Source organism: Candidatus Margulisiibacteriota bacterium (assembly GCA_003242895.1).
Lineage (GTDB): Bacteria > Margulisbacteria > Riflemargulisbacteria > GWF2-39-127 > GWF2-39-127 > GWF2-39-127.
Window position 1 is genome coordinate 116,416 of record QKMY01000024.1, and the last position, 20,527, is coordinate 136,942.

The 20,527-nt window shown below is 36.6% G+C and carries 23 protein-coding genes; 18 read left to right on the plus strand and 5 right to left on the minus strand.

Annotated features, from left to right (window positions below; all coding sequences use genetic code 11):
- The first annotated feature begins 2 nt into the window (after positions 1-2).
- From DKM50_04025 to DKM50_04110, 18 genes are all read left to right on the plus strand, one after another.
- The gene (locus DKM50_04025) at positions 3-905 is read left to right on the plus strand and encodes a tyrosine recombinase XerC (protein PZM82304.1); all 903 of its coding nucleotides are present in this window, start codon (positions 3-5) and stop codon (positions 903-905) included.
- A 175-nt stretch (positions 906-1,080) separates the two neighbouring features.
- Complete coding sequence (locus tag DKM50_04030; GenBank protein ID PZM82305.1) at positions 1,081-2,316, plus strand: aspartate aminotransferase family protein; 1,236 nt, start codon at positions 1,081-1,083, stop codon at positions 2,314-2,316.
- On the plus strand, positions 2,301-3,068 hold the full coding sequence (locus DKM50_04035) for a 23S rRNA (guanosine(2251)-2'-O)-methyltransferase RlmB (GenBank protein ID PZM82306.1): 768 nt from the start codon (positions 2,301-2,303) through the stop codon (positions 3,066-3,068). Before DKM50_04030 ends, DKM50_04035 begins: the two co-directional genes overlap by 16 nt.
- A gap of 12 nt (positions 3,069-3,080) precedes the next feature.
- Positions 3,081-4,235 carry a hypothetical protein gene (locus DKM50_04040; GenBank protein PZM82307.1) on the plus strand — a complete coding sequence of 385 codons (1,155 nt, stop codon included), beginning with the start codon at positions 3,081-3,083 and terminating at the stop codon, positions 4,233-4,235.
- A gap of 30 nt (positions 4,236-4,265) precedes the next feature.
- Positions 4,266-5,435: a hypothetical protein gene (locus DKM50_04045; protein ID PZM82308.1), complete on the plus strand. Its 1,170-nt coding sequence runs from the start codon at positions 4,266-4,268 to the stop codon at positions 5,433-5,435.
- 198 nt (positions 5,436-5,633) lie between these two features.
- Positions 5,634-6,128, plus strand: coding sequence for a chemotaxis protein CheW (locus DKM50_04050; GenBank protein PZM82309.1), 495 nt, complete (start codon positions 5,634-5,636; stop codon positions 6,126-6,128).
- Between the two features lie 5 nt (positions 6,129-6,133).
- Positions 6,134-7,318 carry a hypothetical protein gene (locus tag DKM50_04055; GenBank protein PZM82310.1) on the plus strand — a complete coding sequence of 395 codons (1,185 nt, stop codon included), beginning with the start codon at positions 6,134-6,136 and terminating at the stop codon, positions 7,316-7,318.
- A 1-nt stretch (position 7,319) separates the two neighbouring features.
- Positions 7,320-9,392, plus strand: coding sequence for a chemotaxis protein CheA (locus tag DKM50_04060; GenBank protein PZM82311.1), 2,073 nt, complete (start codon positions 7,320-7,322; stop codon positions 9,390-9,392).
- An 18-nt stretch (positions 9,393-9,410) separates the two neighbouring features.
- Entirely contained in the window at positions 9,411-9,767 is a 357-nt protein-coding gene (locus tag DKM50_04065; protein ID PZM82312.1) for a two-component system response regulator, read from the plus strand.
- A gap of 29 nt (positions 9,768-9,796) precedes the next feature.
- Positions 9,797-10,270, plus strand: coding sequence for a chemotaxis protein CheX (locus DKM50_04070; protein PZM82313.1), 474 nt, complete (start codon positions 9,797-9,799; stop codon positions 10,268-10,270).
- A gap of 101 nt (positions 10,271-10,371) precedes the next feature.
- Positions 10,372-10,851, plus strand: a complete 480-nt coding sequence (locus DKM50_04075) for a hypothetical protein (protein PZM82314.1) — start codon at positions 10,372-10,374, stop codon at positions 10,849-10,851.
- Complete coding sequence (locus DKM50_04080; protein ID PZM82315.1) at positions 10,852-11,232, plus strand: hypothetical protein; 381 nt, start codon at positions 10,852-10,854, stop codon at positions 11,230-11,232.
- Between the two features lie 242 nt (positions 11,233-11,474).
- Positions 11,475-11,948: a hypothetical protein gene (locus DKM50_04085; protein PZM82316.1), complete on the plus strand. Its 474-nt coding sequence runs from the start codon at positions 11,475-11,477 to the stop codon at positions 11,946-11,948.
- Between the two features lie 6 nt (positions 11,949-11,954).
- Positions 11,955-13,694 carry a threonine--tRNA ligase gene (locus tag DKM50_04090; protein ID PZM82317.1) on the plus strand — a complete coding sequence of 580 codons (1,740 nt, stop codon included), beginning with the start codon at positions 11,955-11,957 and terminating at the stop codon, positions 13,692-13,694.
- 70 nt (positions 13,695-13,764) lie between these two features.
- Entirely contained in the window at positions 13,765-14,274 is a 510-nt protein-coding gene (locus DKM50_04095; protein ID PZM82318.1) for a translation initiation factor IF-3, read from the plus strand.
- Between the two features lie 20 nt (positions 14,275-14,294).
- Positions 14,295-14,492: a 50S ribosomal protein L35 gene (locus DKM50_04100; GenBank protein PZM82319.1), complete on the plus strand. Its 198-nt coding sequence runs from the start codon at positions 14,295-14,297 to the stop codon at positions 14,490-14,492.
- Positions 14,493-14,570: 78 nt separating this feature from the next.
- On the plus strand, positions 14,571-14,918 hold the full coding sequence (locus tag DKM50_04105) for a 50S ribosomal protein L20 (protein PZM82320.1): 348 nt from the start codon (positions 14,571-14,573) through the stop codon (positions 14,916-14,918).
- A gap of 206 nt (positions 14,919-15,124) precedes the next feature.
- Positions 15,125-15,649 (plus strand): bifunctional nuclease family protein, encoded by a 525-nt coding sequence (locus DKM50_04110; protein PZM82321.1) that lies wholly within the window; start codon positions 15,125-15,127, stop codon positions 15,647-15,649.
- Positions 15,650-15,793: 144 nt separating this feature from the next.
- On the opposite strand, the gene DKM50_04115 is transcribed toward DKM50_04110, so the two are convergent.
- From DKM50_04115 to trpE, 5 genes are all read right to left on the minus strand, one after another.
- The gene (locus tag DKM50_04115; GenBank protein ID PZM82322.1) at positions 15,794-16,411 is read right to left on the minus strand and encodes a phosphoribosylanthranilate isomerase; all 618 of its coding nucleotides are present in this window, start codon (positions 16,409-16,411) and stop codon (positions 15,794-15,796) included.
- A 165-nt stretch (positions 16,412-16,576) separates the two neighbouring features.
- Positions 16,577-17,356, minus strand: coding sequence for an indole-3-glycerol phosphate synthase TrpC (locus tag DKM50_04120; GenBank protein PZM82332.1), 780 nt, complete (start codon positions 17,354-17,356; stop codon positions 16,577-16,579).
- A 1-nt stretch (position 17,357) separates the two neighbouring features.
- Complete coding sequence (gene trpD / locus DKM50_04125) at positions 17,358-18,377, minus strand: anthranilate phosphoribosyltransferase (GenBank protein ID PZM82323.1); 1,020 nt, start codon at positions 18,375-18,377, stop codon at positions 17,358-17,360.
- Positions 18,374-18,949, minus strand: a complete 576-nt coding sequence (locus tag DKM50_04130; protein PZM82324.1) for an anthranilate/aminodeoxychorismate synthase component II — start codon at positions 18,947-18,949, stop codon at positions 18,374-18,376. Before DKM50_04130 ends, trpD begins: the two co-directional genes overlap by 4 nt.
- A gap of 76 nt (positions 18,950-19,025) precedes the next feature.
- The gene (trpE, locus tag DKM50_04135) at positions 19,026-20,477 is read right to left on the minus strand and encodes an anthranilate synthase component I (GenBank protein PZM82325.1); all 1,452 of its coding nucleotides are present in this window, start codon (positions 20,475-20,477) and stop codon (positions 19,026-19,028) included.
- Positions 20,478-20,527: the final 50 nt, after the last annotated feature.

A 20,527-nucleotide genomic window follows, 5' to 3' on the forward strand; every position in this document is an offset into this window, starting at 1 on the left:
CAATGGATATTGAGTTTTTGATCAATAATTTTATTGTTCATTTAACTTTTCAAAAAAATTTCTCTCCGCATACAGCTGAGGCGTATAGACGAGACTTGGCACAGTTTAAAGAATTTTTATCGATTAACGATATTTCCTGGGTTTCTGACATGGATAATATTACCGGTAGGAAATTCATTATATTTTTAGAACAAAAATACGGAAATAATCACCGCTCAATTAATCGAAAGATATCCACACTTCGGTCTTTCTGGAAGTTCCTTCAGTATTCCGGCCATCAGAAAAGCAATCCATGGAAAAAAATTTCTTTAGCGAAGTTTCTCCACAAGCTGCCGTCTCATTTGCTTCCGGAAGAGCTAGAGAAAATGCTGTCCTATGATTTTTCTACTTATAAGCTTGGACTGCGTGATCAGGCAATCGTTGAGCTGCTTTTTGCCACGGGAATAAGGGTTTCTGAACTTTTTACTCTTAAAATCGGAGATATAGATTTTCATAAAAATGAAGTGTTGGTTACAGGCAAGGGAAGCAAAGAGCGGATTGTTATCATTGGCAAAAAAGCCAAAAAGATTGTCATGGACTATATTAACCACGTTAGGCCAGAACTAGTTCCCAAATTAAATCATAGAAATGCCACACTTTTTTTGAGCTATAAAGGGACTAACCTTACTCAACGAAGTGTTCAGCGAATTATTAAAGATATCGCTTTAAAATGCGGAATATCCAAACTTATCACTCCCCATACACTCAGACATACTTTTGCTACGGAGTTGCTCGATGGCGGTGCCGATCTTCGTGCGGTACAGGAACTGCTGGGGCACAGCAGCCTTTCCACTACCCAGATATACACCCATGTGACGAAAGATAAATTAAGAAAAGTTTATCTGCAAGCTCATCCTCGAGCTTAATTGCTCCGTGATCAGAGCAGCCTTGTCGTATATCCTTATATTTAAAAAATTATAAAATGGCGCTATTTCATCAGAAGTAGAAGTGATATAATTGGCGTTAATTATTAACGATTTTTAACTGAAATTATCTTGATGATTTATGAAAGACAATCAGCTATTCTAAAAAGGAGTTATTATGTCTCAGCAAGATTATGTTAGCCAATATAAAGAATATATTATGCCTACTTATAATCCTCAGAAAATAGTTTTTGAGAGAGGACATGGGTGCTTTCTTTATGACTACGATGGAAACAAGTACTTGGATTTTATTGCTGGGGTGGCTGTAAATAGTCTTGGATATGGGCATCCGAAGCTTGTCTCTCAAATAGAAGCCCAGATTCATAAACTTATACATGTTTCAAACCTTTTTATAATAAAAGAGCAAGGTATCCTTGCTAAAACATTGTGTGATAAGTTTGGCCGAGGCAAAGCTTTCTTCTGTAACAGCGGCGCTGAGGCGATTGAAGGCGCAATAAAGCTGGCAAGAAAATACGGGAAGAAAACCCTAGGCCAAAATAGCTACGAGATTATTACTATGAAAAAATCTTTTCATGGAAGAACTCTGGCTGCTATTACTGCGACCGGGCAGGAAAAGTATCAGAAAGATTTGGAGCCGTTACCTGCAGGATTCTTTTACGCGGAATTTGGTAATATAGCTTCTATCAGAGACTTAGTATCTGAGAAAACGTGTGCGATTCTGATCGAGCCTGTCCAAGGTGAGGGCGGGATCAATGTGGCGACTAAAGAGTTTTGGCTGTCTTTGGCTCAGCTCTGTGAAGAGAAACAAATACTTTTAATTTTAGACGAAATTCAGACAGGAATTGGAAGAACCGGTACCTTTTTTGCTCATGAGCATTATGGGATTAAACCCGATGTCATATGCTTGGCAAAAGGACTTGGTGGCGGCTATCCTATTGGTGCAATCATTGCAAAAGATCCGGTTGCCAATTGTTTTCAACCGGGGGATCATGCTTCGACCTTTGGCGGGAATCCGCTTGCTTGTGGCTCTGCATCAGCAGTCATTTCAATCATCGAAGAAGAGGATATCGTTGGGAACGTAATCAAAATGGAGTCTGTTATTTGTGCCGCTACCCGGGAATATAAACAAAAATTTCCTTTCATTAAGGATATTCGAGGCATTGGCTTGATGTGGGGAATTGAACTCGATTCATCAATTGATTGTGCTGGGATTGTTATAAACGCTTTATCGAAAGGACTTTTGATTAACTGTATCGGCGGTAATATCATCCGAATTGCTCCTCCGTTGATAATTGGAGAACAAGAGCTTTTGGACGGTTTTTCAGTATTAGAACAAATATTTATAACTCTCAATAACGGAAAAGAAAGCGATCTTTTATGCATGAAAACATAATTCGGGATGACATAATATTTGGCAAGAATCCTCTTGTTGAAGCCCTTGAGAGTGGAGTTACTATCAATAAAGTTGAATTATCCAATACGCTTCATCGAGATGCACGCATAGATAAAATTCTCGATTTGCTAAAGGAAAAAAAAATTCCTTATACCTGGGTCCCGTCCAGATCACTTAATCTGCTTGCCGGAGATCAAGTTCATCAAGGTATTGTTGCTTATAGAAGTCCCTATAATTATTATGAACTTGAAGATATTTTGAAGGAAGCAAAAAAAAGAACACAGCCAGCATTTATCCTTATACTGGATGGAATTGAGGACCCTCATAATTTCGGAGCGCTTATTCGAACTGCAGAAGCTGCCGGAATCCATGGGATTGTTATCCCGAAGCATCGTGCCACTACGGTGACTGCGGTGGTTGCCAAAACCAGTGCTGGAGCTGCGGAACATATGAAGATTCATCGTTCAAACAGTCTGAGCCAGATAATCGAAAAACTAAAGCAATCCGGTTTATGGATTGTTGGTGTAGAGGGTGATTCCGATAAGATATATTTTGAAGCAGATTTAACCGGACCTATTGCTCTTATTCTAGGTAGTGAAGGGAAAGGTGTATCTCATAATATAAAGAAAAATTGTGATTTTTTGGTGAAGATACCAATGCTGGGCAAAATAACCTCGTTAAATGTTTCTGCGGCAGGTGCTGTTACCATGTTCGAGGCCGTCAAACAAAAGCTCACTAAAAAAGAGTTATGATATCATAATACTATGAGGCCATTAAAATTAGTTTTCTTCCCAACACTTGGCGGTGTACTCCCCAGCATACTGGACGATATAAAAAATGCACTGGAGAAATCTGGGCACATTACTGCTTATTTCCCTCTTTTAATGCCTGGTCATTGTTTTGATTATCAAATTGCTATAGACTTTTGCGAAAGCTTCAAACCGGATTATGTATTCATGATTGGAACAAATGGGTTCATTTCTTTTCCGGAGACAGGAACTTATTTTTTTGAAGAGCAGCAGATTCCTTATATTTCTCTTAACTTTGATTTTCCGTATATTTTTCTTTGCGATAACTCACACTCGTACCAGTATTTGAAGGCTATTATTATCTGGGATAAGTATTATGTCAGCCTCTTTAAAAAAGCTGGATTCGAAAATGTTTACTATATGCCTCTTGCCACCAATCCCGAACGATTCATACCTCGTCAGCTTAATAAAATGATGGATCTAAGCTTCGTTGGATTTGTTGAAAATGAAAAAGTCTTGAACTCGCGACTGCGCGAGTTATCTTTTCAGGATCAAGCCTGTTGTGACTGGGCGATCAAAACGTACCTCAAGGAACAATATCCTAATCTTTACGAGATTGTCGCCGGGTACCTTTGTGAGGAATTTCATATATCGAAAATATCGGATTATCCGAATTATAGAGATATTTATTATATTGCCGAGTCAAAGTTAAACACCTTGCTCCGAAAGCAGATCATACACCGCATGTCTTCTCATTTTCATGTAACAGTTTTTGGCAATAAGATTTGGGAAAATATTAATAATGATAAGCTGAAATTAAAACCCAGTGTAACCTATGATACCCTGCCTATTGTTTATAGTCAGAGCAAAATAAATCTAAATATTACAGCACCTCAACTGGTAACAACTATAAATCAACGTATGTTTGATATCGGGGCAACCAGGAACTTTGTCTTGAGTGACTATAGAGAAGGACTATTCGAATATTTCGATGAAGGAGAATTTGTAGTTTATCATGATAAGAAAGATTTGTTTGATAAAGCAACTTATTATCTGAAACATGATATGTCGCGGGATATAATTGCAGAAAAATTATACCAAAAAGTTCTCTCATGTCATACATGGGCCCACCGGGTAGTGGAAATCGAGAAAATTATAAGTAAATTATAAGTCATAAACGTTCGGTGATAAAATACTATTATGAGACAATTAAAAATTATTATCTGTCCGACAAGTGGAATCGTACTTCCTTATATTATTGACGATATCAAGATATCACTCGAGAGGCTGGGACATATTGCTGTTTATTTTCCCTTAATTGAGCCTAATCATACATTTGATAACGACATTGCAATGAAATTTATTAAAGACTTTATGCCTGATTATGTTTTTATGCTCGGAATAAGCGGGCTGATATATCAAAAAGGAAAGCCTCTTCATTTTCTTGATGAGCAAAAAATTCCATATATAATGTTCTTTTTTGATTTTCCGATCGCACTATTAGATAAAAGTAAATATTCTTTTAATAGCTTAAAGGCAGTTTTCATATGGGATAAAATATTAAAACAAAAATTAGAAGAGCAAGGATATCGCAACGTTTATTATTTGCCTCTGGCTACCAATCCTCACCGTTTTTTCCCTTTTGATAAGGTGGAAAATCTATTTAAAATAAGTTTTGTAGGATCAATCGCCGAGGAGGACACGCTGAACACGCAAATCGATAAGCTGATTATTCAAGACCGGGATCTTTATGACAAGCTTATCATATCCTATATGCGTCAGGGAGGGGCTAATATTTATGAGCTTCTTGAAAATGAATATATCCATCAGCGGCATGTAAATTCAATGGATATTCATGATGAATCGTTTCTTAAATTGTTTTATTTGCTCGATGCCAAATTGAACACTATGATAAGGAAGCAGGTCATATATGGGGTAGCTTCAAAATATCTAACGCATGTTTTTGGTACTAGCAGTTGGACGAAGCTGGCTAATAAAAATATTTTGGTTAATCCGGCAATTTCCTATAATATTGTCCTTAATCATCTTTATAATCAGAGCAAAATAAATTTAAATATAACCTCTCCGCATTTATTAATGGCAATTAACCAACGTATTTTTGATGTCGGGGCCTCGAAAGGGTTTGTATTATCCGATTATCGGGATAGCGTGGTGGAGCTTTTTGATGAAGACGAGATTGTTTGCTATAAGGATCGTAATGATCTACTTGAAAAGGTTACCCATTTTTTAAATAACGATGGACTTCGTTCCGTATTTGCTAAGAAGCTCCATGAAAAGGTTATTGCTAAGCATACCTGGGAGCATAGAGTTCAGCATGTTCTTGATATTTTGAGGCAAATGGAGAAGTAATCTTTGAATTTGCTGGATAATACAAATTTGACATAAAAACAATAAATTTTATATACTATAAAGAAGCGCTATAATATTGGTAATAAAAAGTTGCTAGATAGTAATATAAATTTGTTTCCGGGCGAATTATTTTATAATTACTTTTACTACATAGTGAGGGCTTTCGGGGACTGTTTGAAAGCTCGGAAGGATGAATATATGGAAGTAACAAATGTTGAAGATACCTTGCTCCAATTGGTGGCATTTGAGCTATTAGAAGAATCATTTGCAATTAATGTCAGTTGTGTCCAAGAGATTATTCGTTTGCCTGCAATTACAGATGTTCCTCATGCCGGAGAACATATTCTCGGAGTTATAAATCTTCGTGGTCAGATAATTCCGGTTATCGATTTAAAAGTTAAGTTTGGACTGGAAAAGAAAGAGCATACATCGACATCCAGAATTGTTGTTGTTAGTGTCGCGCATATTGTTGTTGGGATGGTTGTTGATTCGGTTTCGGAAGTAATCAGGATAGATGCTAGTTCAATTGATCCGCCTTCTCCGCTTATTTCTAGTGTTGATTCTGATTATTTAAAAGGTATTGGTAAGCAAGGTGATAGAATGATAATACTACTTGATATAGAGAAGATATTATCCATCAAAAAAAAAATGCAGGGATTTGAGACAAATCTCATCGAATTAATTGAGGGCTAAGAATAATGGATACAGGAATATCTAAAGAAGAGCTAGAAGTTTTTCTTCCTGAATATAAAGAAATTATTTGTAAATTTGATGGCTTAGTTGCTTTTTTGGCTTCGGGTGAGGCGATTCGTGCTGATGTAGAGTTTGATGATATATATATGTGCATCAATAACTTAGTAGGAATGTCAGATTATACTTATTGTAAAGATTTTATAGAACTTTCAGCTTGTCTTTTGCAATTCAGTTCTCAGCTCTGTTCAGGGCTCCTTGTCTGGAATGAACAGTATATTCCCGTATTTATTGATTGTAAGAATGCGCTATTCAGGATTTATGATAAATTTGACAAGTCTGAGGTGGCATCAATCAATGAGTCTTATGTTATCAAGGAAATCAGAAACGTTTTGCGAGTAGATGAGGTTTCCTCAAGTAAAACTGATGACATGGACCCGGAGGAAAAAGAAATATTTCTTCAAGAATTAACGGATTATATCGAAATATTTTCTAATTCTTATGATAAATTGATCGAGGGAAAAGAAGACAAAGAAATAATTTTTAATTGTTTTAAATCAGCGCATACATTGAAAGGGTTCGCAGCTCTTATAGAGTTTCGGTCCCTTAAAAACCTCTCCGAAGAATTGGAAAAAATGTTCCTGACTTTAAAAGAAAAAAAGATTTCCTGGTCATCTGATATGCTTGACATCATGTCCGAATCTCGAGACCTGCTGTCTTCGATGTTGGATGATGTTTTAGAAAGACGAAACGGAGAATATATGTTAGAGGGGATATTAAAAAAAATACGGCAGGCATATATATCCGATAGTGTTGATAGTGATGATGATTCTATCATTGTTCAGCCAGCGAAGAGCTTGGCTGAAGGTCCGATTGAGCTTACGGAGAAATTACGGGAAAAGGTCCATGATTTATTGAAAAACGGGGGCAATCTCTATGATATATCTATTATTTTTGATGAGCAAACTGAGATGAAGTCAGTTCGCTGTTTTCAATTTATTTGTATATTACGGGAAAAAGGGGCTATTATAGAAACAAGCCCATCTGAGGATGATATCATGAATTTGAGTAAAGTGGATGACGGAGTCCGATTCTTATATCATAGTGATAATCTTAACGAGAGTGATATAAAAATGCTAATAGATGAAGTATCCGATTTGCGATCAATAACAGTATTAAAGAGAGAGGTTTGATATGGGGATTGATCTTGGAATAACTGAAGAGGAATTAAAAGTTTTTCTTGACGATGCTGAAGAACAATTGCAGATGCTCGATGAAAACTTAATAAAACTAGAAAAAGATCCAGAGAATGAAAGCATCTTGCAGATAATCTTTAGAGCTGCGCATACCTTGAAAGGTGGAGCAGCAACGCTTGGTCTAACTAAGATGACCGAGCTTACTCATCTTATGGAAAATATATTCGATGTTATAAGAAAAGGGCAGCTTGCTGTTACCTCCGATATTGTTGATGTAGTGTTTGAGTGTCTTGATAGCTTGCGAGCGTTAAAAGAGGATGTTTCAAATAATACTGATTCTGATGTTAATATTGCTGAGTTGGTGATAAAACTGAATGATTTTTATTCTCGAAGTAAGGGCCAGATCGTAACGAGAGACAAAACCCAGCAAGGGCTATCTGTTCATTCAGGGCAAAAATATAGAAAAGATATTTCGGAGTGTTTTCTGATTGATGAGGCCGTTAAAAAAACCATTGATGAGGCTAAGCAGAATAATAAGGAAACTTATTTTATTTATTCAAATTTTGTTTCAGAGTGTCAAATGAAAGCAGTAAGGGCATTTCAGCTAATTAATGAAATTCTGGGTGTAGGCGAGGTGCTGCTTGCTAATCCGCCGATTGAGGATATTTATTCTGAAAAAGTTGAAGATTTTGTTGCTCTTCTTGTTGCTTCAGATAATGATAAACAAACAATTGAGCAGACTATTAAAACTGTTGACGAGTTAGCAAATTTAATGGTGCACGATGTTGATCTTGAAGAAAGATCCTTGGAAACGAGCAAGGAGAAAAACGCACGAAATAACGAGACTAATACGTCTTCTAAACTGGGTAGAACAGTCCGTGTTAGCGTAGAAAAGTTTGATTCGCTTATGAACCTGGTTGGAGAGCTAGTTATCGATAGAACCCGTATCTACCAATTAGGTTCTAAACTAACGAAAAAATATGAAGATGATAGCTTAATTGCTGATATGTTGGAATCTTCACTTCGTATTGGAAGAGTTACCGGTGAGCTTCAAGAAGAGATTATGAAGGCTCGAATGCTTCCTATTGGGAATGTGTTTTCGAAATTTCCAAGGATGGTACGAGATACTGCGAACAAATGTGGAAAGAAAATTCATTTTGTTATCGAAGGACAGGCGACCGAACTTGATAGGTCGGTAATCGAGGAAATTAGCGATCCGTTAATTCATATTTTGAGAAACGCAATTGATCATGGAATAGAAGATCCTCAGACTAGAACCAATCTTGGGAAAGCTGAAGATGGCTTTGTAAGGTTATCTGCCTTTCATGAAGATAACTATATTGTTATTCGAGTTGAAGATGATGGTCGAGGAATTGATACTGAAGCGTTGAAGAAGAAAGCAATAGAAAAAGAGATAATCACTAAAGAAAAAGCAGAAAAAATGAGTGAAAAAGAAGCAATTAATCTTATTTTTGCCCCTGGATTAACTACTGCCGAGAAGCTCAGTGATGTTTCAGGTCGTGGTGTAGGGATGGACATAGTTCGTAATAATATTGAGAAAATCAATGGACAAATTGCAATTGAGAGTCAAAAAGGTAAGGGCAGTATTTTTAATATCAAATTGCCTTTAACCCTTGCTATTATTCAGGCTTTGCTTATTAATGTTGATAAAAGAGTTTTTGCTATTCCTCTAATTTCTGTTCAGGAAACGATTCAGATTCGTAAGGTAGACATTAAAACAATAAAGAGCCATGAAGCGATTATTCTCAGAGGGAATGTGCTCCCGTTATTGAGCCTTAAAAATATATTTTATCCTGATTTGGGTAAAGGGTATGGATCCGAAAAAATTTATATAGTAGTCGTAAGTACAGGTGACAAACAGGTGGGTTTTGTGGTAGATTCATTAGTAGGAGAGCAAGAGATAGTTATCAAAAACTTGAATAAATACATCGGAGATGTCAGAGGCATTTCAGGTGCAACGATTTTAGGTGATGGCAAAGTTGCTCTTATTATTGATGTTACCAGTCTAATAAACAAAATTATTGCAGACCAAATGGCTGAAGAATATTAAAGAACGGAGGAATTTTGTATGGCCAAAATTCTAATAGTTGATGATGCAGCTTTTATGCGGATGAGGTGTTCTAAATTACTCAAAGAAAATGGTCATGATGTAATAGAGGCGGAAAATGGCCTAATGGCTATAGAGAAGTATAAAGCTGAAAAACCTGATATGGTTTTTATGGATGTAACAATGCCGGAAATGGATGGAATTACTGCTGTAAGTGAAATTAGAAAGCTTGATAGTAATGCTAAGATTGCGATGCTTTCGGCAATGGGACAGCAATCTATGGTTATGGATGCTATTAAAGCAGGAGCTAGAGACTTTGTTGTTAAACCCTTTCAACCTGAAAAGGTTCTTTCAACAATTAAGAAACTAATCGGCTAAGAATATAGAATATAAAGGAGGTAATTATAGTGAAAGTTGAATTTATGAATCCCTTTATCTCTTCTGCTATAAGTGTATTAGAGTCCGAAGTTAGCGCTACTATAAAAAAGGGGCGGTTAACACTGGAGACTGGCGATTTCTTATCACAAGAGGTTACTGTTCTTATTGGGGTTACCGGTAAAGTTGAAGGTCACGTTTTTTATGGAATGAAAGAAAAAACGGCGAAAAAGATAGTTTCAGCTATGATGGGTGAAGAATTGCTTGTTTTTGATGAATTTGCTCAAAGCGGTATTTCTGAACTTGGTAACGTAATAACCGGTAAAGCTGGTATTGGGTTGGAAGCCGCGGGTTTCCCTTGTAACCTCTCTCCTCCAACATTGATTTTGCGGGAAGGTACGAATATATCGACATTAAATATTAGCAGGATACTTGTGCCATTATTAACCCAGTATGGTGAGATAATAGTCCATGTAGGGTTGCGTGAAGCGGATGAGGATGAGTAGTTTTGTTGATTAGTGAATGCCTGATGTAATAAATGTTATATACCTTAAAAGGCTAGTGATTGTTCATTCTTATAAATCAACGAATTAGGAAATAGATAATTATGGAAGATTATATTGATCCGTTTGTTTTAGCCGCGTCTACAGTTCTTAAGGAAGAACTGAAAATGAGCTTGTTTAAACACAAGGTAGAAAAAGAAACAGGGAATTTTCAAACGGAGGAAATATCAGTTATTATTGGAATGCAAGGTGAATTAGAGGGGCAGGTATTTCTTGAGCTTTCCTTTGATACCGCAAATCGAGTCGTCCAAAGAATTATGAATGAAGTGGCATTGCTTAATGGAAAAGAGCTTGAGCGAATTATCCTTAGTGGAATTGCAGAACTAGGCAATATTATTGCCGGAAGGGCAACGATTTTATTAGAAGCAGTGGGAAAGAAAAGCACCCTATCGCCACCAACTATAATATACAAAAAGAGCGTGGTTGTTTCAACTCTCGATATTAACAGATATAAAATTGTCTTAAGTTCGGAGATTGGCCAGTTTACATTAAGGGTAGGTCTTAAAAATAGGAGCCACAGATAGTTGAGAAAGTTTTTATTTCTTCCCCATTGTCTTAGAAATGTTGGTGTGTGTAAAGCATTATTAGATGAAGAAGGCTATAAATGTGTCCGATGCGGGCAGTGCAAAATTACAGAAATAACAGAAGATGCATTGACTCAAGGTTTTATTGTATATATCGTGCCAGGCGCTAGCATGGTTAAAAAAATATTTTCTACCCTGAGCGTGACAGATGAAGATCTCATAATTGGAGTTGCTTGTGAGGCAGAGTTAAAAGACCTGCGCAAGAATTTTATCAGTAATAAGTTTAATCCTAAGAATAAGATTGCTGTTGTCCTTGATAAAGATGGGTGCGTAAACACCGATATCAGTTTGTCAAAAATTAGTAAACACCTAAAAGCATAATTTCCTTAAAATAAATCAGTAATAAGTGTAGTGAGTTACGGTTCTGTGGTAAATGCTGAACTTAATTAACTTAGAGATGCTTTTACTGTGAAAGATTATAATTACCTAATTCTTTGTGATGTCTTTGTAGATCAAATGACAAGACAGCTAGGCATCAATAATTTCGCCTTAATCTTATATAAAATGCAGTGGACAAGGTATGTACGGTATGTTATCCTAGGTCTATAAATGGAGGGAAAGTTTTGGAAGAGCAACTAGATATAAGAATTGAAATTGACAATGAACGATATATCGCAACGACATTACAATTTCCTGGATGTGTTGGAATTGGTAAGAATGAGAAGGAAGCATTGAAAGAGCTAGGAAAATCTGTTATGTCGAACATGGAAAATAATTTAAAAAATGTAATAAAGTTGATTGAAAATCCTAGAATTGTAAGAGTTAAGCCGAAGAACCTAGTATCTGAAAAGCTTAAATTTCTTGATAAAATATTCCATTCTTTAGGAATATCCAGGAAGGCTAGAAAAGATATTCTAAAAATGTTTGTTAATGTTGATTTTAAGCTTGATAAAAATATTTTAGCTCCTTTGGAGGTTAAACAGGTACGAAAAGAGCCTCTCCTGTTGAGTGATTTAGCACAGTATCCGTATGATATTGAGAGTATACCGGAAGATTCTGATGGTTTTATTATAAGCATGCCAATAAATCTTAATTAGCAACTCATGAGCCAAAATAACCAACTCAAAATAGATTTGCAAGTTTATCGACATAGTACAGCCCATATAATGGCAGCTGCAGTGCTTAACCTTTTCCCTGATGTTAAATTGGGAATCGGCCCTGCAACTGAAGATGGGTTCTATTATGATTTTGATATCCAGCATCCGTTAAGCCCGGAAGATTTGCAATTAATTGAAGCAGAAATGCTGAAAATTATTAAACGTAAAGTCCCTTTTCAACATGAGAATGTTAGCAAAGAGGTAGCAAGGGCGTTGCTAGAAAAAGCAAAACAGGATTATAAACTCGAGTTATTGAATGATATTTCGGAAAATGAAGTAACAATTTATAGAAATGCCGAATTTTTTGATTTGTGTCGTGGGCCTCATATCGAAAGTACTGGCGATATTGTAGCATTTAAAATTATTAAAGTTGCAGGTGCTTATTGGCGTGGTAATGAAAGTAATAAGATGTTGCAACGAATTTATGGTACGGCTTTTTTTACAAAAAAGGAGCTTGATGATTACCTCTATATGCTAGAAGAAGCTAAAAAGCGGGATCATCGAAAGCTAGGAAAAGAATTAGACCTTTTTAGTTTTCAGGAAGAGGGGCCGGGATTTGTTTTTTGGCATCCTAAAGGGATGAGCCTCTATAATAAAATTTTAGATTATTGGAAACAAGTTCATAAAAAATATGATTACGAAGAAATAAGGACTCCGATTATCCTTCATGAGAATCTCTGGCATCAAAGCGGACATTGGGATAATTATCGTGAAAATATGTATTTTGTAACAATAGATGATCAATCATATGCAATAAAACCGATGAATTGTCCGGGAGGAATATTGGTTTATAAGAATGCTAATCATTCATATAAAGAATTGCCAATAAAACTTGCTGAATTGGGGCTTGTTCACCGACATGAGCGTTCCGGTGTGTTGCATGGATTATTTCGTGTTCGCCAGTTCACTCAGGATGATGCTCATATATATTGTGAGCCCTCGCAGATTGAAGATGAGATAATTAACATTATTAGCTTAGTTGAAGAGATATATACGACATTTGATTTTAAAAATTATGATGTTGAATTGTCTACCAGACCAGCTAAGTCAATTGGTTCTGATGAAGTGTGGAGTAAGGCTGAAGTGGCTTTACAGAATGCTTTAAGCAGAAAGAATATAAAGTTCAAAATAAATGCAGGTGATGGCGCTTTTTATGGGCCAAAAATTGATTTTCATGTTAAAGATTGCCTTGGCAGATCATGGCAATGTGGAACAATCCAGCTGGATTTTTCTATGCCAGAAAGATTTGATCTTACTTTTGTTGGGCAAGACGGGAATAAACATAGGCCTGTTATGATCCATCGTGCTATTCTGGGTTCAATTGAGCGGTTCATAGGGATTCTAATTGAACATTATGCTGGGGCCTTCCCATTATGGTTAGCTCCTGTTCAGGTATTGATTATCCCCATTGGAGAAAGACATAATGAATATGCAGCTGAACTGGTTGCTTTATTGAAAGAGAATAATGTTGCCGTTAAATTAGATAGTAGAAATGAAAAAATGGGATATAAAATAAGAGAAGCTGAGGTTAAGAAAATCCCTTATATGCTTGTAGTCGGTGATAAAGAAATGGAAACAAGAAGCGTTTCTATACGATCTAAGAAAAAAGGTAATATCGAGATAATGAATATTAATGAAATGTTAAATAAGTTTTCATTGGCAATTAACAATAAACTTGATGAATAAGGAATTTGACAGGATGAATTATTAAATGTTATAATCGCATCCTTGTTAGAAACTATGGAGGTGGGTATCTATAAATAGCAAACGAGCGTTAATAAATGAAGAGATTAGATTTCCTGAGGTAAGAGTTATTACCAGTGAAGGTAAGCCAGCAGGGGTTTTGTCAATAAAAGAAGCACTAGCGAAAGCAGAAGAAGATGGCCTCGATTTAATAGTTGTCGCCGAAAATGCTGATCCGCCTGTATGTAAGATAATGGACTATGGACATTATAAGTACGAAAAAGAAAAACAATTAAAGCAAGCTAAAAAAGGATCTAAGGCGACTGTTATAAAGGAACTGAAAATGTCTCCTAAAATATCGGAGCACGATTATCAGGTCCGGCATAGGGCGGCAATTAAATTTTTAGAAAAAGGTAATAAAGTTAAAATTACAATAAATTTCCGTGGGAGAGAAATGGCCCATATGGATCTTGGTAAAATATTGCTGGACCGGTTCTTGAATGACTTGAAAGAGCATGCTGTAGCCGAAGGCGATGCCAGTTATGCTGGTAGAAGCATAAATTTAATTTTAACGCATAAATAATTTAATGGAGGATAGGGCTAATGCCAAAACTGAAGACTAGAAAAGCAGCAGCTAAAAGATTCAAAGTAACTGGATCAGGAAAATTTATGAGAAGAAAGCAAGGTTCTAAGCACTTATTGTCTCATGAAAGTTCAAAGCTAAAACGATCTAGGCATGGCGATGTTGTTATAAGCGGGGCTGATGAGAAAAAAGTTAAGAATATGTTGCCTTATCTATAAGCGGTAATTAGGCGCCTATGAATTTGTTTGAAGAAGAAATTAATCGGTTCTAGGCATAAATATTAGGAGGGATAAATAGTGGTTAGAGTAAAAAGAGGTTTTGTAGCGAGAAGAAGAAGAAAAAAGATATTGAACTTGGCTAAGGGCTTTAGAGGTTCTATGAGCAGATTATATCGAATAGCTCATCAAGCAGTAACTCATGCTCTTGTTTATGCGTATAGAGATAGACGAAATAAAAAAAGACAATTTAGGCAACTATGGATTGCAAGAATTAGTGCAGCTGTTAAAAATAATGGCATGTCATACAGCAAATTCATTTATGAACTTAAAAATAAAAATATTAAAATTGATAGAAAAATAATGTCTGATATTGCTATTTTTGATAAAGATACCTTTTCTAAGATCGTTGAAACTGTTAAGTCATAAAGCTAAATTATATTTTATTATATTTAATGAAAGAGGCGTTTCTAAAACGCCTTTTTTTTATTTTATGAGAATATGCTAAATTGGCGGTATTGCTGCTTATGATTATTGTTTATTGTTTTTGAAAACCATCTTTGGTATAATTCGTAGAAGATAATAAGAAAGATTTAATATTTTAAATTAATTAAGCTATTTTTAGGAGGATTATAATGATTGAAATGGAGCTGGGAGGATTAGGATTTGATCCTAGGAATATGTCGCCAATAGTTCTTCTCAGAGATATCGAAGAACGCAATTTCCTCCCGATATGGATAGGTATGTTTGAGGCTGCTGCAATAGCTATGGAACTTCAGAATTTTCAGCCACCACGGCCTATGACACATGATCTATTAAGCAATATTATTGCAAATTTGGGAGGACATATTGATAAGGTTATTATTAATGAGATAAAAGATGATACCTTCTATGCAATAATCGAAATGCATATTGTGGAAGAGGGGGAAGACGAAGAAGATATCACTGATAAAGACATTATTAAAATAGATGCTCGGCCTTCTGATGCTATAGCGCTAGCTGTGCGGACTGATGCGCCTATCTTCGTTGCGGAACAGGTAATGATTAAAGCCAAAATGGTAAATACAGAAAAAGATGAAGAAGAAACGAAAAAATTTAAAGATTTTATTGATAATATAAAGCCAGGAGATTTTACTAATTATTTTGAAAGTAGACAATAAATTGCTTTTTTTTCATAAAAATGTAATGCCCAGGATTGTTAACTAGTACCTGGGCTTTTTTTTTCGATATATCATATCATTTATGCTAATGTTTGATTTGCTAAGAATTGTAAGCAATCTTAATATTTTATAAGAGAAAAAGAATTATAGAGTATGTGCTATTTGAAAGAGTTTTGACAATTTTTCATAATCTTTTTTGCCATGGAATTTTTCGACGCCGCTACTTAGATCTATCGCATAAGGACTAGCTGTTTTTACGGCTTTAACGAGGTTGTCAGGATTAATACCCCCGGCAACGATAATTGGTATCCCATACTTTTTGGCTTCATGAGCTAGACCCCAATCAAAGGCCTGTCCTGTGCCACCAGCGGTATTTACTACATAAGTATCAAGAAGGATCCCTGATACGACATTTTTGTATTTATCGATGATTTTCAGGTCTTCAATGCCGAAAATCCTTATTGCTTTTATGGTTCTGCGATTTATTTTTGCACAAAAGTCGGGAGATTCATTTCCATGGAGTTGAATAATGTCTAGCTTGCAATCGTGAGTAACTTCGTTTATGTATTCTAAGCTTTCATTAACAAAAACACCGACAGTACTTATGAACGGAGGAAGTTCTTTAATTATTGCTTTAGCTTCATGCTGGCTGATTTGTCGAGGGCTTTTTGAGAAAATAAAGCCTAGTGATGAAGCGCCTAACGCTGCTGCATCAAGCGCGTCCGGCAAGTTTGTTATTCCACAAATTTTGATTTTCAATATGTGTCCTTATTCTCAAATAAATTCTAAACTATGTTACCATATTACGGGGAAAGAATCTATAGCGCTACGGGGCAAGATTGGCACTTTAACGCCATCAAAGAATGACGATATAGAAAAGTTTCGGAGAGCAACCGCGTGATTTATTTTACGTGGCTGTAAAATAAACTAAATAGGATAAGAAGTCCAGAAATGTAGTAAATCAGGGTTCGTTGCTAATCCTTCACCAATCAAGACTGCATGAATATTATGCTGGTTAATTTTAGATAGCTGCTCTGTTGTGGTTATACCGCTTTCGCAGACGATTGTTTTTTCTTTAGGAATTAATCTCTGAAGAGTAATCGTGGTGTTAATGTCGACCTGAAAACTTTTTAAATCGCGATTGTTGATTCCAATTATCTCACAAGGGGTATCGAGGACCATCTCCAGCTCCTCTTGGTTGTGTACTTCGCAGAGTACGTCCATTTTTAGGCTTTTGGCGAGAGAATAATAATCTGATATTTGTTTTTTGTTTAAAATCGCGGCAATAAGTAATATTGCATCTGCCCCGATTACCTTCGATTCTAATATTTGGATTTCATCGAGAATAAAATCCTTGCGGAGGAGCGGAATAGTTACAATCTTTTGTATTTCTGTCAGGTACTGATTATTTCCAAAAAAAAATTTCTCTTCAGTCAGAATTGAGAGCGCCGATGCCCCGTGTTGTTCAAAATCCTGAGCAATTTGTTGATGATTGAATTCATGCCGGATAATTCCCTTTGACGGGGAACCTTTTTTTACTTCGGCAATCAGGGAAAGAGAGGGGGTACTTAATGCTTCAGCAAAAGATTTAGTGAGAGACACTTCTTCTCTTTGCAACGCTAATCGTTCTAATTCCTGGTAGGAATAAGCTTTTTTTAAATTCTCAATTACGGTTTTTTTATAATTAGTTATAGTATCTAAAAACATGTTAATTAAATTTTTGAGTATAATTGATAAATTCAAATAATTTATCTTTTGCATTTCCGCTAGTGATGGCTTTTTGGGTTATATTGATAGCTTCCTGAAAATCTTCGGCTTTATTTGCAGCTAGTATTGCGGCAGATGCATTAAGAAGCGTGATGTCACGTTGAGGTCCTTTATTTTCTCCCGTCAGTACTGACCGCGTTATTTCAGCATTTTGCTTGCGGTCGCCACCAGTAATTGCAGCGCGTTCAGCAAGCTGTAACCCGTATTTTTGTGGGTCAAGATCATATGTAGTTATCTTGCCATTTAAGGAGAGCTCTGTAATCAACGTAGGTCCTGATATAGATATTTCGTCTAGACCATCATAGCCGTGGACAACTAGTGCACGCTTTGAACCAAGCTTTTTCAGTACGCTTGCCATCGTTTCTGTAAGATTCGCATTGTAAACTCCGAGAACCTGATATTGTGCTTTGGCCGGATTGGTGAGTGGGCCGAGTATATTGAATATCGTCCTGATTCCCAGTTCTTTTCTTGGCATTACTGCATATTTCATTGCACTATGGAATCTGGGTGCAAACATAAATCCGATTCCGACAGTATTAATTGTTTTTTCAACTTGTAATGGAGATAAGTTGATATTTACTCCCAGTTCCTCGAGAAGGTCGGCACAACCACATAGACTGGAAACACTTCTGTTTCCATGTTTTGCGATTTTTATACCACAGGCAGATGCAACAATTGCTGCCGTAGTCGAGATATTGAAAGAATGAGATAGATCGCCGCCAGTTCCGCAGGTGTCGACTACGTCCCCTTCCGGAGTGATGTTTTCTGCATGGTTTCTCATGGAGTAGGCCATGCCGGATATTTCATCAATTGTTTCTTTTTTCATGCGTAGTGCTGTGAGTAGCCCGCCTACCTGGATCGGTGTAGCTCTTCCTTCCATTATTGTGTCCATAAGGCTGCAGGCTTCTTCAAAGGATAGGTTTTCGAAGTTAAGAAGTTTATTGAAAATAGTCTGCATCACAGTAAACCTCCGATTTTAAGGAAGTTCATGACGATTGTTTCTCCTGCTTTTGTCAGTATCGATTCGGGATGAAATTGTACTCCGTAAACTGGAAATTCTCGATGCTTAACTGCCATAATTTCGTTATCTTCGGATCTTGCAATAATCTCAAGGCACTGAGGCATCGATTGTTCTTCAATAACGAGTGAATGATATCGTATTGCTGTAAATGGAGAGGAGATGTTTTCGAATAACTCGTTCCCAATATGAGAAATTTGCGATGTTTTTCCGTGCATAAGCGTTTTTGCATTGATAATATTACCGCCAAAAACATATCCTATTGATTGATGTCCAAGGCAGACCCCAAGAATGGGTTTTTTTGAATGGAAATTTTTTATAACCTCAATGCTTATTCCCGCTTCTTTAGGAGTACAAGGGCCCGGTGAGATAACAATAAGTTGTGGGTTAAGTTCTTCAATTTGTTCAATAGTTATCTGATCATTCCGGTAGACTTGAATGTCGGAAACAAATTTGCCGAAATACTGAACAAGATTATAGGTAAATGAATCATAATTATCTATGAATAGGATCATTGAATTAATAAAACTCCTTGTATAAATTCAAAGAATATTTCCGCTTACTATATAAGACTGCCATTTCCAGGTTGTTTTAGCAGACAGAAAGAAGTGGCTTTGCTTTGTTAATTGTTTCAATATATTCCTTTTCCGGATCGGAATCAGCCACAATTCCTGCGCCCGCTTGCATATAGGCAGTGTCCTTATGTATTAAAATAGTTCTTATAATTATACCTGTATCCATGTTTCCTGCAAAGTCAAAATAACCAACCGCCCCCGCGTAATGACCTCTTTGAGTGTTTTCAAGTTCGTCGATGATTTCCATTGCTCTTATTTTGGGAGCCCCCGATACTGTTCCGGCTGGAAAACATGCCCTGAGTAAGTCAAATCCATCGAATTGAGGATTGAGCTGCCCTTCTATATTTGAAGCAATATGCATGACATGTGAGTATCGTTCAATGTGCATAAGCGAGGTTGTTTGTATGGAATTATAGCTGCATACCCGTCCTAGGTCATTCCTTCCCAGATCAACGAGCATGATATGCTCAGCGTTTTCTTTGATGTCGGCTAACAGCTCTTTTTCCAGTTCGATATCAACTGCTGGAGTAGCCCCTCTGGGCCTTGTTCCCGCGATTGGGCGCAGTGTCGCTTTGTTGTTCTCGAGACGTACGAGAATTTCTGGTGATGAGCCGATGAGTATCGCATCATCGAATTTAAGGTAGAACATATAGGGAGAAGGATTGACCATACGGAGTCTGCGATAGGTTGTGAAAGGGTCCGATGTAGTTTTTTTTGAAAATCGCTGAGAGAGAACAACTTGAAAAATATCTCCTTGATAAATGTATTGTTTTGCTTTTTCGACATTTTCTTTGAATTGATCGAGGGTAAGGTTGGAGGTATACTTGGTTTCATTTTCAGGAAGAATGCTTGTAAGCTTATGTTTTTGCGGGTCGAGCGGCTTACTGATTTTATGGAGAATACTATGGATATTGTTAATCGCAGTGTCATAAGCCTCCTTGAGATCATCTTTTACAAGTGCGTTAGCGATGATTATTATTTTATGTTTGATATGGTCAAAAGCCATTATTGTTGTGGCGAGCATAAAGTGAACATCAGGGATTTGAAGATCGTCAGGATTTTTGTTGGGAATTTTTTCAATATATCTTATTGCGTCATAGCCGAAGTAGCCTACAGCACCGCCATGGAAACGTGGAAGCAGTGGTATTTTTACCGGATTAAACTGGTGCATGAGTTCCTTCAATTTATGGATAGGATCGCCCTCAAGATGTTCTGTAGAGCCATTTTGAGTGATTTTAATTGAATTCCCTTTTGCTTGGAAAACTATCATAGGGTCACTTCCGATAAATGAATATCGAGCTAATGTCTCGCCTCCTTCAACACTTTCAAGTAAAAAGGAAAACGGGGATTCTGTTTTCAGATACGCGCTAACCGGGGTTTCCAGGTCGGCCGGTATTTCCATAAAAACGGGGATTAAATTCCCCTGTAGTGACATTTCTTTGAATTGTTCAAATGGTGGATAGATCATTTGGTGCCTCTTTCACGGATAACATTGTAATTCATGTAAGCAATTAGTAG